Below are 16,970 nucleotides of genomic sequence, written 5' to 3'. Positions count from 1 at the left end.
CTGCGCGATAAAGCTGATCCATTCGGCTGGCTGCATGGTCTGCTCCCTGTGTGGCGGGTATGCAGAGTCAGACAGCAGCGCCAAGGAAAGATTCCTGCATTTCCCCTATTTTACGAGGACAGAGCCTAAAAAACCTCGCATCGCTGCGAGGTTCTCTGTTGGGCAGGTGCTGGCGATCAACCGAAGAACTTGCCCTTCAACATATTCAAGCCCTGGCTGACCAGGTCCGTGCCTTCCGGTACCTGACCGTTCGGCGTCAGCTTGTCGATCAACTGCGGCAGCAGCGCGGCCAGGCCGCCTGAAGCGGCGTCCGGCGCCACGCCCGCCTTCTCGGCGATCTGGGTGATGGTGTCGCTACCCAGCGCATCCTTGATCTGCTCGCCCGATACGGGCGCATTCGCGCCGGTGCCGATCCAGCTGGCCACCTGGTCGCCCAGGCCGCTTTCCTGGAACTTTTGCAGCAAGCCCGGCAAGCCGCCATGCTGGTTGACCAGCTCCATCACGCTGGCCATCAACCCCGATGGGGCTTCACCGTCCGCGCCCTTGTTGCCCAAAGCGCTCATCGCCTGTCCTGCAAGTTGGTCTAGCAAACTCATCGTAATCTCCTGAACGCTATCAAAGTAAGGCCGCATGCCTGCGGCGCCCGGTATGGGCGGAATATTCTCCGCCACAGAAAATCATTATACTATGAATAATACAAATGCTATTATTGCAATTTCCGCATTGATGGCATGGGACGGCATAACTGCCGAGTCACCCACCTCCATGATATTTGCTTCGGCACGACATGCAAGCGTAAATTGAGTGGTAACAAAAACGTGTAGAATAATTTTTCCTACTTACTGAGGAGTATCAAGATATGAACATCAATAAAGCGGTAGACAAAGCCTACGAAAAAAAGACGTTCAAGGAAATCGCCGATGCGCCCGTCGATGCGCTGCAAGGCGTCAGCGAGAAGGATGCAGAGCTGCTCAAGCAGGCATTCAACATCAAGACCGTGCGTGACCTGGCGAACCTGAAGTACGCCAAGTGGGCGCGCGCCATCGTCACCCTGGCCGATACGGAAGAATAAGGCAGGGCCATGCCCCGCGCGCAATGCACCGCCAAGCCCGCCCATGAAGGCGGGCTTGCTCATTGCGGCCAGCGTGTCGGCCCGATTACGCCTGGCAAGGCGATAGCCGCGCGCAGGGGCGGCGGGTGACGCCGCTGACCTTGCCCGGCATGTGCTGGCCCCTGCAGGCGAGCACGGGCCATCTTGCCGTGACGACGGCCCGCATCACGGGCCACTTTCGCGCCGGCGCGGGCCAGGACGCCATCGTCCAGTGCGAGCTGCATCCCGCCGGCAAGTTCCGCAACGGCGCGGCGCGCCACTGGTGCCGCACCCACCAGCACTACTGGGGCGCGCAAGCCGACCTGGCGGACGAACAGGCGACACGACAGCAGCGTTGCCGGCAACATGCCAGCCCCATGGGCTACGTGCTGTATCCGGAACTGTTCGACCCCCTGCAGTTTCACGCCACCACCTTGCTCCTGGGCCAAGACGGCCAGCTGCAGCTGCGCGCCAGGGCCGACCTGGGCGGCGCCCTGCTGGTGCGCGACGCACCCGCCCTGGCCATCGACTGCCGCGCCCTGCCCGGCCTGTTTCATCCTGACATCATGCAACTGAACATCACGCCGCCCGCCGCGCAGGCATGGATGGCGGCGCGGCATGCCGGCGTGCCGCTGGGCTGCAGCGACTGCGCCCGCTGCGGCCATCCGCACCTCGATCTCGGCGATTTCGCGCTGGCGCCGCACCGCCGCCATACCTGCGGCCATTGCGGCCACGACGCCAGCTACACGGCCACGGCCATCGTCTCGACACCGCTGTGGCGCTTGCGCGAATTCGCCCTGCGCCATCCCCAGCGCTTCGCGCAATGCTTCTGAAGGTGCGCCCGCCCACAGTCAGGCACCGCACCGCCGCGTAGACTGGACACCTTGACCACGAATAGGACCGCCGCCATGCCGCACGCTCAAACACGGGAAGACGATGACCAGTCCGGCGACGAAGGCGACCTGTCCGACCTGCTCAGCGAATTGCGCATCCTCTTGCCAGGCGCGCAGATGCTCACGGCCTTCCTCATCATCCTGCCTTTCAATGGCGGCTTCGCGAAGATCGTGCAGGCGGAAAAAATCGTCTTCCTGCTGACGTTTTTCCTGTCCATGACCAGCCTCGTGCTGCTCAGCGCGCCCGCCATCCAGCACCGCGTGATGCGCCCCCTGCAAGACCGCGAACGCTTCAAGCGGGTGGCCGACCGCATCATGATGTGCGGCGCTTTTTCCCTGGCGCTGGCATTCATCCTCGGCACCAATCTGGTGATGTCGGAAGTCTTCGGCCACATCGCCGGCATCGTCGCCTGCGGGCTGATGGGCACGCTCATCGTCTGCCTGTGGTGGTGGCTGCCCCTGCACCTGAAACGCAGCAGGAAAATCTAGGCGGCCACGCCCGCCTGCTCCAGCAAGGTTGTCCGGAATATCCCCACCAGCGGGCGCAAATTCACCTTGTGCCACGCCAGCCACAGGGGCGTGCGGTAGCTGAACCACGGCAGTTCGCGCACGACGACGCCGGCCGGCGCGTGCTGGCGCAGACTGTGCTGGATCATGGCCATGCCCAGGCCGGCCGCCACCAGACCCAGCGCCGTCAGCGGCTCCGTCGCTTCCATGCGGATATCGGGCGTAAAGCCGGCGCGCGCGCAGGCGGCGATGAAGTTATCGTGTTTCAGCACGCTTTCCTTGTGCAGCACGGCGATCCACTCCTGGCCCGCCAGGTCGTCCGGCGTGAGTTCCGCCTTGGCCGCCAGCGGGTGCGTCTCCGGCAGGGCCAGCAGCATGGGATCGCTCAGCACCTGCGCACTGTCGAGGTCGGGGTCGTTCGGCAGCGGCGGTTCGCACAGCAGGGCGATATCGAGGCTGCGCTGGCGCAAGCCTTCGATCTGCTCCGCCGAATGCAGGTTATACAGGGCCACGTGCACCTGCGGCCGCGTGGCGCGCAAGGTGCGCAAGCCATCGGGCAGCACGCCCGCATGCATCGCGTTTTCGATGTAGCCTATGCACAGCCCCCCTTCGTCGCCGCGCCCCAGGCGCCTGGCCAGTGCTTCCAGGCGGTTGCCGTGGGTAATGAAGGCGCGCGCTTCGGCCAGGAAGGTATGGCCATCGCGCGTGAGGCGGATGCGCTGGGCGCTGCGCTCGAACAGGGTCAGGCCCAGCCTGTCTTCGAGCTGGGCGATTTGCCGGCTCAGCGGCGACTGGGAAATATGCAGGCGCTCGGCGGCGCGCCCCACGTGTTCTTCCTCGGCGACGGCGATGAAGTATTGCAATTGGCGTATGTCCAGCATGTCAGACCTTTCAGGACTCAAGTTGCGCCAATTATGTCTTGGACAGGCTTAAGTTGTCCAGCTATTCTGTCTTCACTCTTCCACACATTGAAAGCAAATACCATGACAATCAAACACTTACTGACAGGCAAACTGGGGTTCGGCACGGCGCCGCTGGGCAATATGTTCCGCAACATTCCGGAACAGGAAGCGCTGGCGACCGTCGACGCGGCCTGGGACAGCGGTATCCGCTATTTCGACACGGCCCCGTTCTACGGCGCCGGCCTGGCCGAACTGCGCCTGGGCGCGGCCCTGAAGCAGCGCCGCCGCGATGACTACGTGCTCAGCACCAAGGTCGGCCGCCTCATCCTCGACGAACTGGAAGACCCAACTGCCCGCGCACTGGGCGAAAAAGGGGGATTGTTCGAATTTGGCCGCAAGAACAGGATCGTCGACGATTACTCGGCCGACGCCACCCTGCGCTCGATCGAAGACAGTCTGAAGCGCCTGGACACGGACCGCCTCGACATCGTCTGGGTGCACGACATCGCCCAGGATTTCCACGGCGATAACTGGCTGGCGCAATTTGAAACGGCCCGCACGGGCGCCTTCCGCGTGCTGACCCGTTTGCGCGAAGAAGGCGTCATCAAAGCCTGGGGCGTGGGCGTGAACAAGGTGGAACCGTTGGAACTGACCCTGGACCTGGCCGAAGCGCAGCCGGACGCCTTTTTGCTGGCCGGCCGCTACACCCTGCTCGACCATGAACTGGCCCTGCAGCGCCTGATGCCGGCCGCCGCGGCACAAAATGTCGACATCGTCGTGGGCGGGCCCTACAGCTCGGGCATCCTGGCCGGCGGCGCGCACTTTGAATACCAGAAAGCCTCGCCCGAGATCATTGCGAAAGTGGAACGCATCAAGGCCATCGCCGCCCGCCACGGCGTCAGCGTGAAGGCGGCCGCCCTGCAATTCTCGCTGGCCAATCCCGCTGTCGCCGCCGTGATCCCCGGCGCCAGCCGTCCGGAACGCCTGGCCGAAGACCAGCAGGCCTTGCACAGCGTCATCCCCGCCGCCTTCTGGCAAGAGATGCGCGCCGAGCAGCTGGTATCGCCGTCCGCGCCGCTGCCAGCCGGCACCAACTGATTAATAGACTACCAGACAAGGAATTTACATGGCACATACCACCACCTCCATCGACCTCGCCGCCACGCCGGCGCAGGTATGGCAACTGATCGGCGGCTTCAATTGCCTGCCCGACTGGCTGCCCTACATTCCCAGCAGCAGCCTCAGCGACGGGGGCCGCATCCGCCACCTGGCCAACCCGGCCGGCGACGTCATCGTCGAGCAACTGGAAGCGTTTGACAACACGGCCCGCAGCTACAGCTATTCCATCCTGCAGGCACCGTTTCCCGCCACCGACTACTTGTCTACCCTGCAAGTGGAAGCGATCGCCGGCAGCGACGGCGCGCGGGTCACCTGGTCGGGCCGCTTCACCCCCGTGGGCGTGAGCGAACAGGAAGTCACGCAACTGTTCCACGCCATCTATGTAGCGGGCCTGGAAGCGCTGCAGCAAAGCTTGGCGAAGTAGTACCCCCGGCAAGACCATTTCCGCCACAGCCGCGTATTCTTCGCTCGCCCTGTGGCGGAATCGGGCAGATTCCGTGTTATCGTTAACAACAAGAGCAGTCGCCATTGTGTGCGGTGCAGCATATTTTGACCAGCCGCCGGCAGAACTTGCCCGAATCTTTTACAATATTGTCTGTGGGCAGCTCTTCTAGCCCGAAATGCCGGGCGGCTGTCTCCTCCTTGCCTTTCTTCACTTCGCTCTGATGGCGCATTGCCATCCCTGCGGCTGAGCCACAGCACGCTCCTTCACCCGGTTCCACCCTTACCCTGCTAATAAGAACATGCACGCATCCGTAGATCCCCTGATTCCGCGCGTCACTGCGCCTTTTGGCGCTGGATACGCCGATCTGGCCCTGGCCATCGGCGGCCTTGCCATCGGCACGGGCGAATTCGCCTCCATGAGCATCCTGCCCGTCGTGGCCGACGACCTGGGCACCACCCTGCCGCAGATGAGCCACATGATCAGCGCCTACGCGCTGGGCGTGGTCATCGGCGCGCCACTGATCACCATCTTCCTGGCCCGCATGCCGCGCCGGCTGATGCTGATCTGCCTGATGCTGATGTTCGCGGGTGGCAATTTGCTCAGCGCCATCGCCCCCAACTACGGCTTGCTGGTGGTGGCCCGCTTCGTCGCCGGCATTCCCCATGGCGCCTATTTTGGCGTGGCGGCGCTGGTGGCGGCCGCGCTGGCCGAACCGGACAGGCGCGGCCAGGCCGTCGCCCGCGTGCTGATGGGCCTGACGGTGGCGAATATCTTTGGCGTGCCGCTGGCCACGTACATCGGCCAGACCCTGGGCTGGCGCTCGGCCTTCCTGCTGGTCGCCGCGCTGGGCTTGCTGACCATGCTGATGGTGCGCATCTTCGTGCCGATGGTGGCCGCCGGCGATTCCAGCCCGCGCCGCGAACTGGGCGTCTTCCGCCGCCTGCAAGTGTGGCTGACCCTGCTGATGGTGGCGATCGGCTTCGGCGGCATGTTCGCCGTCTACACGTTTATCACGCCAACCTTGCTGGAAATCACGAAAGTGTCTCCCCTCGTCATTTCCATCTTGCTGGCCATCATCGGTATCGGCATGACGGTGGGTAACTTGATCGGCGGCTGGCTGGCCGACCGTTCGCGCCTGTGGACCATCTTTGGCGTGCTGCTGTGGAACGTCGTCGCGCTGGCCGCGTTTACTTACACCAGCAGCAATGTCTGGCTGACGGCCATCAACCTGTTCGCCATCGGCGCCGGCATCGCCGTCGCCCCGGCCGTGCAGACGCGCCTGATGGACGTGGCCGGCGACGCGCAAACCGTGGCCGCCGCCCTGAACCACTCGGCCTTCAACATCGCCAACGCGCTGGGCGCCTGGGCCGGCGGCATCGCCATCGCCATGGGCATGGGCTTGCACTCGACCGGCTGGGTCGGCGCCATGCTGGCCTGCGGCGGCATCGTCGTGCTGGGTATTTCCGTGCTGGTGGAAAACCGCAGCCGCAGCCTGGGCGGCGTGCAGCCTGCCTGATGGTGAGCCTGGCGGCCGCCTGCCCGGCGGTCGCCGCTTCCACTTCCGGCGCTCGCCAGGAGTATTCATCCCGTTTTACGCGTCCGTCCACGCAAACAGCGCCTTGTCCGGCGTCGCGCATTGCCCCCAGTTCGACTTGCCACGCCATCAGCAACCCGGCCAGAGCTGCCTCGCCAACGATGCCACCGCGCTATCGCCCGAAGCGTCGGCAGACAGCCCCTCGCATGCCAGTCCGGTCTCGTCCCTGAACACCTGCCGGTCGCGTCTCTCGATTCCTGCCACAGACGCGCCCGTCGCCGGGGAAACAGGCAGAGCTATCGATTTTTTTCCTGGCAGGCGCCGCATCAGGTGCCGCCCGCGTCGTGCCCGTTCGACGTCTCGCGGGAATAGCGCTGCTCGAAATCGGCGAGGCTGTCCGCCTCGGCCCACAAGTGCGCGACATAGTGCAGCTCGTGCTCGAACGGCAGCAGGAAATCCGCCACGTCTATCGCATACCCGCAATTGCGGCTCAGCATGGCCAGCCAGCCGGGATAGCCGGGCGCGGGATACAGCCGCGTGAAGATGACATCGAGCGATGACACGCGTTCGCGGCCGGCCAGGTAGGCGTCGCGCAACTCGGCGATGTATTTCCCTGCCAGAAATTGGTCGCTCAGGCGTCCGGCGCCCCGGTAACGTTCGATGATGGCGTCGGCCAGCGGCAGCACTTCTTGCGCGCCGCGCGCGCTGGCCAGCAGCACGATGTCCAGGCCGTCGCCCTCCTGGTCCAGCCGCAGGCGCTCCACGGCCCAGTCGACGCAGCGGTCAAGCTGGCCGTGGCCGTGGCGCAGCTGGAAGCAGGCCTGTTCAAGTTCCGCCAGTGCTTGCATGTCATGTCATCCCGGGATCGTGAGGGCCGCGACCTTACGCCAGATCCAGCATTTTCTGCAACACGGCATCGAGCTCGTAAAAATCCACGGGCTTGGTCAGGTGCAGGTCAAAGCCCGCATCGGACGCCATCTTGCGGTCCTTGTCCTGGCCCCAGCCTGTCACGGCCACGAGGATGGCATCCTTGCCGCACGGTTCGCGGCGCAGGAGGCGCGCCACGTCGTAGCCGTTCATGTGCGGCAAGCCGATGTCGAGCAGGATCACGCGCGGCAAAAAGCTTTGCGCCGCCGCAATACCGGCCGCGCCATCGTAGGCCGTGCGCACTTCATAGCCGAGGATGTCGAGCGCCAGCGCCAGGCTTTCGGCGGCGTCGGCGCTATCGTCGATGACCAGCACCTTGCCTTCGCGCGTGCCCGCCAGCAGGCGGCGGTTGACCTCGGGCGGCGCAGCCAGCGGCACGGCGGGCAGCGGCAGGCGCAGCTCGAACGTGCTGCCCTGCCCCACGCCCGGACTGTGCGCGCTGACCTTGCCGCCATGCAATTCAGCCAGCCCGCGCACCAGCGACAGGCCGATGCCCAGGCCGCCCTGGGCGCGCGACAGGGCCGGTTCCAGCTGCGAAAACAGGTCGAAGACGGTGTCCAGGTGTTCGGGCGCAATGCCGATACCCGAATCGCGCACGCTGATCAGAACCTCTTGCGGCGTGCACGCCACCGCCAGCCAGATGGCGCCATTGGCTGGCGTATATTTGATGGCATTCGTCAGCAGGTTGGCCACCATCTGCCCCAGGCGCGTGGCATCGGCGTCCAGCCAGATGGCATGCGGCCATGGCTCCACGTGCACGCTGTGGCCCGACTGCGCCACCAGGCTGGCTACGCTGTGCAGCGCCGCTTCCACCACGGGCGCCAATTCCACGCTGGCGCGGCGCAACTCCAGCCGGCCCCGCGTGATGCGCGACACTTCCATCAAGTCGTCGACCAGGTGCGTCATGTGGCCCACTTGCCGGCCCAGCACGTCGCGCGCCCAGCACAGCTGCGGGTCGTCCAGCTGCGCCAGGCGCAGCACTTCCAGCACATTGCGGATCGGTGCCAGCGGATTGCGCAATTCGTGCGCCAAGGTGGCCAGGAATTCATCCTTGCGCCGGTCCGCCGCCTCCAGCTGCTCGTTGAGCGCGCCCGCCTCGGTGCGCGCCAGCTGCAGCTGCTGCTCGTATTTCCTGCGGTCGCTGGCGACAAAGACGGCGATCTCGTCATAGCGCACGCCATCGTGCACGCGCCGCACGGCGTTGAACAGCATGGGAATCGCTTGCCCCTGGCGCTGGCGCATGTCGAGCAGCACTTCCGATACGCTGCCCTGCACCTGCATCAGCGGCAGCCAGTGCGTCTGGTGAAACACGCGCCCGCCGATGGTCAGCAAGTCCTGCAGTTTCTTCTTGCCCAGCAATTCGCCCGCGCCATAGCCGAGCCAGCCGCAAAACGTGGCATTCGCCTGCAGGATGGTGCCGTCGCTGGCGCACAGCAGCAGGCCGCAGGCGGCGTGCTCAAACAATTTATTGGCGTCAGGCAAGGAAGACATGGCGTCGCGCATCACAGGTGCAGACCGTCGAGAAAATGGCGGATGGCGCGGTAGCTGGCGTCAGGCGCGCTCATGTGCGGGCAATGCCCCACGTTCTCGACCAGGTGCAACTGGCTGTGCGGCAGCATGTCGCGTAAATACTCTCCCACCGGCAAGGGAGCGATGAAGTCGTCGCTGCATTGCACGATCAGTGCCGGCGTGGTGTTGTGTGGCAAGACAGCCCGGTGATCGGACAGGAAGGTGGCTTGCGCGAAATGCCGGGCGATGGCCGGGTCGGTACGGCAAAAGCTGCTGGCAAGGTCCGCGCCCAGCGCGGGCTGCCCCGGCGCGCCCATGATGGCGGGCGCCATCGCGCCGGCCCAGCCCAGATAATTGCTGTCCATCGCATTGAGCAGGTCGTCGATGTCGGCGCGCGTAAAGCCGCCCCGATAGCCGGTGGCAGGCTCATCTATATAACAGGGGGATGGGGCCAGCATGATCTGCGCGGCGAACACCCCGGGTGCGGCTATGCTGGCCAGCAAGCCGCTCATGGCGCTGACGGAGTGGCCGATGCAGACCACGGGAGCATCGGCGGCGCCCGCCACGGAATCGACCACGGCCAGCAGGTCGTCGGCGTAGCCGTCGAGCGTCGCATAGCGGCGCGTATCATAGGCAGCCAGATCGGACTGGCCGCTGCCCACCAGGTCGAACAGCACCGTCCGGTAGCGGGCGCGAAACTGCGGTTCCAGGTAGCGCCACATCGTCTGGTCGCACCCGAAACCGTGGGCAAACACCAGGGTCGCCGGGCCCTCCCCGGCGACGCGGACGTTGTTGCGAATCTGAATATGCATGCCCACCCCGTTCATTTGCTTCCGCAGATTGTTTCCGCAGAAATACATTTATTATTAAATTTCTACGCAAGAATAACCCAGCCCGCCACATTGCGCCACCCTTGTGCCCGTCTCTGCCCACGCCGTTCATTGCGCCGACACCGCGCCAGCGCGTCCACCGACTTCCCCCTCAGTAACTTTCATATTGATAGCCACTACCGTGCCGGCGTGCCGGATAATACCGCGCCGTCCGCCGGACATAATCGCCGGACAGGTATCGGCCTGGCTGTAATGCTGCGCCATCTCCAATACTGAAGAAAACTCACACATATACACACAAAAATAAATTCATTTAAACCTAAAGCATTTTTATAGCCACTTAGCCACCACTTCGCGAAAGTTAGCGTAGATGGCTTTTCGCATTCAATTTCTCCCAATCATTGCATACCATACTTTTGATAGTAATTTTCTACCAGAGTGCATTAAATTATTTTATTTTCATATACGTTTTCTTTATTTTCACATTTGAATATAAAAAATTTCTTATATCGAAAATCGATGATGAAGATGATAATTTTTGTGATGATATGGAAATGATATTTAATACTTAAGCAATTCTTAAATTCACTACTACCGGTAACATTTTAATGTGGCCGATGGCAGCAAAATGCAGCGCTGGCAAGCCCTCCCACGGGAACGGCAAGTTGCCGGCATGCCGTACCGCAAAACCATAATGCCATCTGCCCTACAAACAGAATCATATTTTGCAGCTTATTATTATGACAGAATTTTCAATGAATATTTTATATTTTTTACTATTTAATTCCGACATATTGGCTTTTTATAATATTTTCCATGTTTTTGTTTTTTACTAAAAATTACAAGTAGTTAACATCGCAAACCACCTTCCATTGCTGCCATTTATCATTTTTTCCGCCATCGCAGCACTGCCTTATTCTCGTGCACTGCACCATTTTTTTCCACCCCGTCATTTCGCCATTCCAGCATCCCTCCAGGGCGCATTCCGGCTTGCATGGCACGCAGAACCTGCTGCCAGGCCGGCCCGCCATTGCACCACGATTGTGCATTCGACATGCCAACGAGATATTCATCTGCCGATATGAGCACCGTTTTCCGCTATCGCCACGATTAGCCGGACACCATCGATCATGGCGCCCGCCCGTGCGCACGAATAATCGAAAAATTGGCTAAAAAATCATTATCAGGGCCAAGTGTTGTTATTAAGTTGAAAACACCAAGATGCCCGGGAAATGAAAATCCCGATGCTATATTCGCAACGCTGATTTCCGCCCCGATCCCGCCCGGCTTGCCTGGCACGGACCGGACTGACTCACTGCCTCACTTTCGGTGTACACCATGGCTCTGACAGACTATTTCCACACTCTTCGGCATAGCCGCCTGGCAAGTGCCTCGCCAGGACCCGGCCTTGCCGCCCCCCTGGCACCAGAACAGGCCGCCTTCTGGCACCAGCATTTGCACGGCGCCCCCGCCCTGCTGGAATTGCCCGGCGAGCGTTCCCGCCCGGCCCGCCAAAGCTGGCGCATGGGCAGCGAGCCCTTTAGCCTTGACGCGGACACTGCCGCCCAACTGCAGCGGCTGGCGCGGCGCTGCGACACAACGCCACAATCCGTGCTGCTTGCCGCGTGGACGGCCTTCCTGTCCCGCCTCAGCGGGCAGCACGACCTGGTGATCGGCGTGCTGGAACAGGGCCGGCTGGCGCCGCTGCGTTTGCGCCTCGACGACGCCAGCACGGGCCGCAGCCTGCTGGCGCAGGCCGGCGACGCCCTGACCATGGCGCAGCAGCACCCCGCATGCCTGGCACAGTTGCTTGACGCGCTGCAGCCGCCGCGCAGCGACAGCTTTCACCCCCTGTTCCAGGCCGTGCTGGCTGTCGGCCCGCAAGCGCTGGAGCCAGGTCAGGAAAGCCCGTTCGACCTGGCGCTGGCGCTCGATGCCGCCGCCTGCGGCGGCTACGCGGGCCGCCTCGACTTCTCGCTGGACCTGTTTGACGCGGATGGCATCGCCGCCTGGGCCGGCAACCTGCAGCAGCTGCTGCGCTCGTTGCTGGACGATCCGGCCCTGCCGCTGGCGCAACTGGCCCTGCTGCCGCCATCGCAGCGGCAAATGCTGCTGCACGACTGGAACGCCAGCGCCCTGGCCCTGGGTCCGCTGCGCAACGCGCACGACTTCGTCGATGCCCAGGCGGCACGCGCGCCGGAGCGCACGGCCATCGTGCATGGCGGGCAGCGCGTCAGCTATGGCGCACTGGCGCGCCGCGCCGATGGCATCGCCGCCCGCCTGCTGGAGCTGGGCGTGCAGCCGGGCGACCTGGTCGGCCTGCACCTGCACCGCGGGCCGCAGCTGGTGGCCGGCCTGATGGGCATCCTCAAGGCGGGCGCCGCCTACGTGCCGCTCGATCCCGCCTATCCGGCCGAGCGGCTGGCCTTCATGCTCGACGATTCGGGGGCGCGCCTGGTACTGGGCGAGCACGCGCTGCAGGCGCAGCTGCCTGCCGGCGCGCGCCAATTCCTCGCCATCGACGACATCGCCGAACGCGCGGCCGATGCGCCGGCCGTCAGCGTGGCCGTCGATCCCGCCTCGCCCGCCTATGTGATCTACACGTCCGGCTCCACGGGACGTCCCAAGGGCGTGCTGCTGCCGCACCGCGCGCTGGTGAACTTTTTCGCCGCCATGCTGCACCAGCCGGGTATGACGGCCGGCGACACCATCTGCGCCGTGACCACCCTGTCGTTCGATATCGCCGTGCTGGAACTGCTGCTGCCGTTCACCGTCGGCGCCACGGTGGCCATCGCCGACACGGCCACCGCGGCCGACGGCCTGGCGCTGGCCGAACTGATCGACGCCTGCGGCGCCACGCTCGTGCAAGCCACGCCCGCCACCTGGCGCATGCTGCTCGACGCGGGCTGGCAGGGCCGCCATGGCTTGCGCATCATCAGCGGCGGCGAACCGATGACGCGCGAACTGGCCGACGGCTTGCTGGCCAGGGTGGCGCAGCTGTGGAATCTGTACGGTCCCACGGAAACCACCATTTATTCGACGGGCGAACGGGTGCTGCCCGGCGATGGCCTGATCACCATCGGCAAGCCCGTCAGCAATACCCAGGTCTACCTGGTCGACCGCCACATGCAGCCGGTGCCCGTGGGCGTGCCCGGCGAACTGCTGATCGGCGGCCTGGGCGTGGCCATCGGCTACCATGCGCGGCCCGAACTGACGGCGGAAAAATTCATCGCCGACCCGTTCTCCAGCGTGCCCGGCAGCCGCCTGTACCGCACGGGCGACCTGGTGCGCTGGACGCGCGACGGCCGCCTGGACATGCTGGGCCGCATCGACAACCAGGTCAAGCTGCGCGGCTTCCGCATCGAGCTGGGCGAAATCGAGGCCGTGCTGGCCAGCCATCCCGCCTGCCGCCAGGCCGTGGTGGTGTGCCGCGAAGACCGTCCCGGCGACAAGCGCCTGGCCGCCTACGTGCGCGCCGCTGCCGGCCACATGACGCCGGCGGACGGCGCCGCCTTCATCGCCAGCCTGCGCGCGCAGCTGGGGCAAGCCGTGCCGGCCTACATGGTGCCGCCCGCCTTCGTGCTGCTGGAGCAGTTCCCCATGACGCCGAACGGCAAGGTGGACCGCCGCGCCCTGCCCGTGCCCGGCCGCGCCGCCCTGTCCGGGCGCCAGGTGGAGGCGCCCGTCGGCTTGCAGGAAATGCTGGTGGCGCGCCTGTGGCGCGAGCTGCTGGCAATCGAACAGGTGGGACGGCATGACGATTTCTTTGAACTGGGCGGCCATTCGCTGCTGGCCGGCCAGCTCGTGTCGCGCCTGCGCCAGGCCAGCGGCACGGCGCTGACCCTGGGCCAGCTGTTCGGCGCGCCCACGGTGGCCGGCCTGGCCGCCATCCTCGACGGCGCCCCGGCCGGCGCCGCGCTGCCGGCGCTGACGGCGCAGTCCACGCCGGCGGGCGACAAGGTGGCGCTGTCGTACACGCAGCAGCGCCTGTGGTTCCTGAACCAGCTTGACGCCGCCGCCGGCGCCGCCTATCACATGCCGGTGGCGTGGCGTCTGCGCGGGCCGCTGCAAGCCGATGCGCTGCGCCTGGCGCTCGACGCCCTGCTGCGGCGCCACGCCATCCTGCGCACGCACTTCGGCGCCAGCGACGGCGTGCCGCACCAGGTGGCGGGCGCGCCGTTCGCCTTCCCCCTGCGCCAGGCGGACATTTCCAGCCTGCCGCCAGCCCGGCGCGAGGCGGCCGCCGCGGCCCTGCATGCGGAAGAAATCGCGCGTCCCTTCGACCTGGCGCGCGGGCCGCTGCTGCGCGCCCTGCTGCTGCGCCGCGCGGACGACGAGCACGAGCTGCTGCTGGTGCAGCACCACATCATCAGCGACGGCTGGTCGCTGGGCATCCTGTGCGGCGAACTGGCGGCGCTGTACGCGGCCTTCAGCATGGACCTGCCCGACCCGCTGCCGCCGCCCGCGCTGCAGTATGCGGACTATGCGCGCTGGCAGCGCCATGCCGCGCATGCGGCGCCGCTGCAGGCGCAGCAAGCGTACTGGCGCGCCCAGCTGGATGGCGCGCCGCCCCTGCTGGAACTGCCGCTCGACCACCCCCGTCCCGCGCGCCAGAGCTACCGGGGCGCGCGCCTGGCCATCACGCTGGCGCCGCCGCTGGCCGAGGCGCTGCGCCGCCTCAGCGCCCGCCATGGCGCCACCCTGTTCATGACCCTGCTCGCGGGCTGGAGCGCCCTGCTGTCGCGCCTGGGCGGCCAGGACGACATCGTCATCGGCACGCCCGTGGCCAACCGTCCGCTGCCCGAACTCGAGGCGCTGCCGGGCTTTTTCGTCAACACGCTGGCCCTGCGCGTGCGCCTGCACGGCGACCCCACGGTGGCCGCGCTGCTGGCGCGCATCCGCGCCACGGCGCTGGCCGCGTACGAACACCAGGACCTGCCGCTGGACCAGGTGGTCGATGCCGTCAAGCCCGTGCGCAGCCTGGCCTACAGCCCCCTGTTCCAGAGCGTCATGGCGCTCAACAACACGCCGGCGCCGCAAGGCGGCGACGCCCTGTTCGATCCGCGCCCGCTGCCGCTGCCGCAGGCCAGCACGCATTTCGACCTGTCCCTGCTGCTCGACGACGACGGCGAACAGGTAAGCGGCCACCTGGAATATGCGAGCGCGCTGTTCGACGCCGACGGCATGGCGCGCCTGGCCGCCAGCCTGCAAGCCGTGCTGGCGGCCATGGCGGCTGACGACAGCCTGACGCTGGGCCGCCTGCCGCTGATGGATGCGGCGGCGCGCCGGCAGGTGCTGCGCGACTTCAACCGCGCCAGCGTCGCGCCGACCCGCCAGGAAACCGTGCCTGCGCTGTTCCGGCAGCAGGCGGCCCGCACGCCGCAGGCGCTGGCACTGCGCCATGGCGCGCGCAGCCTGACGTATGCCGCCCTCGACGCGCAGGCCAACCGCCAGGCGCACGCGCTGCTGGCGGCCGGCGTGCAGCCGGGCCAGCGCGTGCTGGTGCTGCTCGAACGCAGCGACGCGCTGGTGATCACCATGCTGGCCATCCTCAAGGCGGGTGCCGCCTACGTGCCGGTGGAGGCGAACTGCCCGCCGCAGCGCCTGGCGCACATCCTCGCCGACGCGGCGCCCGCGCTGGTGGTCAGCAGCGCCGCGCTGGCCGCGCGCCTGCCCGCTGGCGGCCCGCCGCTGCTGCTGGCCGAGCCTGGCGTAGCGCCCCCCAGCAGCCTGCCCGATACCGATCCGGCCGTCGCCGGCATCGATGCCCACGCGCTGGCCTACGTCATGTACACCTCGGGGTCGACGGGCATTCCCAAGGGCGTGATGGTCGAACACCGCAACATCGTGCGCCTGGCCGTCGACAGCGGCTTTGCCCCGCTGGAGCACGGCGACCGCGTGGCCCACTGCGCCAACCCGGCCTTCGACGCGGCCACCTGGGAGCTGTGGGCGCCGCTGCTGAACGGCGCCTCGGTACTGGTGCTCGACCAGGACACGCTGCTCGATCCGGCGCGCTTCAACCGCGCGCTGGCCGATGGCGGCGTGACGGCCCTGTGGCTGACGGCGGGCCTGTTCCATGAATACGCCGATGCGCTGGAAGAGGCGTTCGGCGGCCTGCGCTGGCTGCTGGCGGGCGGCGACGTGCTCGATCCGCAAGTGGTGGCGCGGGTGATGGACAAGGCGCGCCCGCCGCGCCACCTGCTCAATGGCTACGGCCCCACCGAAACGACGACGTTTGCCACCACCCATGCCGTGACGGGCGCGCCGCACGAGGCGCGCGCCATTCCCATCGGCCGGCCCATCGGCAACACGCAGGTCTACCTGCTCGACCCGCTGGGCCAGCCCGTGCCCGTGGGCGTGCCGGGCGAACTATACATCGGCGGCGATGGCGTGGCGCGCGGCTACCTGAACCTGCCGCAGCACAGCGCCGAGCGCTTCATCGCCGATCCGTTTTCGCCGCAGCCGGGCGCGCGCCTGTACCGCAGCGGCGACCTGGGCAAGTGGCGCGCGGACGGCAGCATCGAATTTGCCGGCCGCAACGACTTCCAGGTGAAGATCCGCGGCTACCGCATCGAGCCGGGCGAGATCGAGACGCGCCTGGCCGCCTGCGCCGGGGTGCGCGAGGCGCTGGTGCTGGCGCGCGAGGACAGCCCCGGCGACAAGCGCCTGGTGGCCTACCTGACGGCGGGCGCCGGCTTCGACGCGGCGGCCGCGCGCGAAGCGCTGCGCGCCCAGCTGCCCGCCTACATGCTGCCAGCGGCGTTTGTCGTGCTCGAACGCTGGCCGCTGAACGCCAACGGCAAGGTGGACCGCCATGCCTTGCCCGACCCGGCCGACCTGGCCGCGCCCGCGCCGGCGGCGCCCCTGTCGGCCGAGCAGGAAGTGCTGGCGCAGCTGTGGCGCCCCCTGCTGCGCCTGGCCAGCGTGGGCCCCGGCGACAGCTTTTTCGACGTGGGCGGCAATTCGCTGCTGGCGACGCGGCTGGTGGCGCGCATCGGCCAGCACTACGCCATCGATTTTCCGCTGCGCGCCGTGTTTGACGCGCCGCGCCTGGCGCAGATGGCCGACGCCATCGCCCTGCAGCTGGCCAGCCAGCATGCGGACGCACTCGACGAACTCCTGAAACAACTTGACAACCTGAGCGACGAACAGGCCAGCGCGCAATTGCAGCACGCGCCAGCGCCCGTCGGCGGCTCGCCTATCCTGGGATGATG

Annotated in this window: 12 protein-coding genes; 7 read left to right on the top strand and 5 right to left on the bottom strand. The window is 66.1% G+C overall.

What is annotated here, in order from left to right:
- Positions 1-176: 176 nt before the first annotated feature.
- Complete coding sequence (locus ACZ92H_RS16735; RefSeq protein ID WP_131369956.1) at positions 177-596, bottom strand: YidB family protein; 420 nt, start codon at positions 594-596, stop codon at positions 177-179.
- Between the two features lie 263 nt (positions 597-859).
- Here ACZ92H_RS16735 and ACZ92H_RS16730 point away from each other — a divergent pair, with 263 nt between their 5' ends.
- From ACZ92H_RS16730 to ACZ92H_RS16720, 3 genes are all read left to right on the top strand, one after another.
- Positions 860-1,072: a hypothetical protein gene (locus ACZ92H_RS16730; protein WP_076568831.1), complete on the top strand. Its 213-nt coding sequence runs from the start codon at positions 860-862 to the stop codon at positions 1,070-1,072.
- A gap of 125 nt (positions 1,073-1,197) precedes the next feature.
- Positions 1,198-1,923, top strand: a complete 726-nt coding sequence (locus ACZ92H_RS16725) for a hypothetical protein (RefSeq protein ID WP_465050068.1) — start codon at positions 1,198-1,200, stop codon at positions 1,921-1,923.
- A 75-nt stretch (positions 1,924-1,998) separates the two neighbouring features.
- The gene (locus ACZ92H_RS16720; RefSeq protein WP_465050069.1) at positions 1,999-2,472 is read left to right on the top strand and encodes a DUF6328 family protein; all 474 of its coding nucleotides are present in this window, start codon (positions 1,999-2,001) and stop codon (positions 2,470-2,472) included.
- On the opposite strand, the gene ACZ92H_RS16715 is transcribed toward ACZ92H_RS16720, so the two are convergent.
- Positions 2,469-3,371, bottom strand: coding sequence for a LysR family transcriptional regulator (locus ACZ92H_RS16715; protein ID WP_131369966.1), 903 nt, complete (start codon positions 3,369-3,371; stop codon positions 2,469-2,471). The two genes, ACZ92H_RS16720 and ACZ92H_RS16715, sit on opposite strands and share 4 nt — an antisense overlap.
- 102 nt (positions 3,372-3,473) lie before the next feature.
- Between ACZ92H_RS16715 and ACZ92H_RS16710 the strand changes: the two genes are divergently transcribed.
- From ACZ92H_RS16710 to ACZ92H_RS16700, 3 genes are all read left to right on the top strand, one after another.
- Positions 3,474-4,490, top strand: coding sequence for an aldo/keto reductase (locus tag ACZ92H_RS16710; protein WP_465050070.1), 1,017 nt, complete (start codon positions 3,474-3,476; stop codon positions 4,488-4,490).
- A 28-nt stretch (positions 4,491-4,518) separates the two neighbouring features.
- Complete coding sequence (locus tag ACZ92H_RS16705; protein WP_465050071.1) at positions 4,519-4,935, top strand: SRPBCC family protein; 417 nt, start codon at positions 4,519-4,521, stop codon at positions 4,933-4,935.
- A 319-nt stretch (positions 4,936-5,254) separates the two neighbouring features.
- Entirely contained in the window at positions 5,255-6,472 is a 1,218-nt protein-coding gene (locus ACZ92H_RS16700; RefSeq protein WP_131369974.1) for an MFS transporter, read from the top strand.
- A 344-nt stretch (positions 6,473-6,816) separates the two neighbouring features.
- Here the strand turns inward: ACZ92H_RS16700 and ACZ92H_RS16695 are convergent, their stop codons facing one another.
- Genes ACZ92H_RS16695 through ACZ92H_RS16685 form a run of 3 tightly spaced genes read right to left on the bottom strand, consistent with a single transcriptional unit; the run spans position 6,817 to position 9,738 of the window.
- A complete protein-coding gene (locus ACZ92H_RS16695) occupies positions 6,817-7,338 on the bottom strand; it encodes a hypothetical protein (RefSeq protein WP_465050073.1) in 522 nt (173 codons plus the stop codon).
- Between the two features lie 34 nt (positions 7,339-7,372).
- Positions 7,373-8,908, bottom strand: coding sequence for a hybrid sensor histidine kinase/response regulator (locus ACZ92H_RS16690; RefSeq protein WP_131369980.1), 1,536 nt, complete (start codon positions 8,906-8,908; stop codon positions 7,373-7,375).
- A gap of 11 nt (positions 8,909-8,919) precedes the next feature.
- Positions 8,920-9,738 (bottom strand): alpha/beta fold hydrolase, encoded by an 819-nt coding sequence (locus ACZ92H_RS16685; protein ID WP_131369983.1) that lies wholly within the window; start codon positions 9,736-9,738, stop codon positions 8,920-8,922.
- Between the two features lie 1,356 nt (positions 9,739-11,094).
- Between ACZ92H_RS16685 and ACZ92H_RS16680 the strand changes: the two genes are divergently transcribed.
- Entirely contained in the window at positions 11,095-16,968 is a 5,874-nt protein-coding gene (locus tag ACZ92H_RS16680) for an amino acid adenylation domain-containing protein (protein WP_465050074.1), read from the top strand.
- The last annotated feature ends 2 nt before the right edge of the window (positions 16,969-16,970 follow it).

The sequence above is a fragment of the Janthinobacterium foliorum genome (assembly GCF_978021625.1).
Note: the sequence above shows the minus strand (reverse complement) of the source record. Positions and strands in the feature narration are given on the sequence as shown.

Coding starts and splice junctions, on each gene's coding strand:
- ACZ92H_RS16735 (WP_131369956.1), bottom strand. CDS start 596: ATGAGTTTGCTAGACCAACTTGCAGGACAGGCGATGAGCGCTTTGGGC.
- ACZ92H_RS16730 (WP_076568831.1), top strand. CDS start 860: ATGAACATCAATAAAGCGGTAGACAAAGCCTACGAAAAAAAGACGTTC.
- ACZ92H_RS16720 (WP_465050069.1), top strand. CDS start 1,999: ATGCCGCACGCTCAAACACGGGAAGACGATGACCAGTCCGGCGACGAA.
- ACZ92H_RS16715 (WP_131369966.1), bottom strand. CDS start 3,371: ATGCTGGACATACGCCAATTGCAATACTTCATCGCCGTCGCCGAGGAA.
- ACZ92H_RS16710 (WP_465050070.1), top strand. CDS start 3,474: ATGACAATCAAACACTTACTGACAGGCAAACTGGGGTTCGGCACGGCG.
- ACZ92H_RS16705 (WP_465050071.1), top strand. CDS start 4,519: ATGGCACATACCACCACCTCCATCGACCTCGCCGCCACGCCGGCGCAG.
- ACZ92H_RS16700 (WP_131369974.1), top strand. CDS start 5,255: ATGCACGCATCCGTAGATCCCCTGATTCCGCGCGTCACTGCGCCTTTT.
- ACZ92H_RS16695 (WP_465050073.1), bottom strand. CDS start 7,338: ATGCAAGCACTGGCGGAACTTGAACAGGCCTGCTTCCAGCTGCGCCAC.
- ACZ92H_RS16690 (WP_131369980.1), bottom strand. CDS start 8,908: ATGTCTTCCTTGCCTGACGCCAATAAATTGTTTGAGCACGCCGCCTGC.
- ACZ92H_RS16685 (WP_131369983.1), bottom strand. CDS start 9,738: ATGCATATTCAGATTCGCAACAACGTCCGCGTCGCCGGGGAGGGCCCG.
- ACZ92H_RS16680 (WP_465050074.1), top strand. CDS start 11,095: ATGGCTCTGACAGACTATTTCCACACTCTTCGGCATAGCCGCCTGGCA.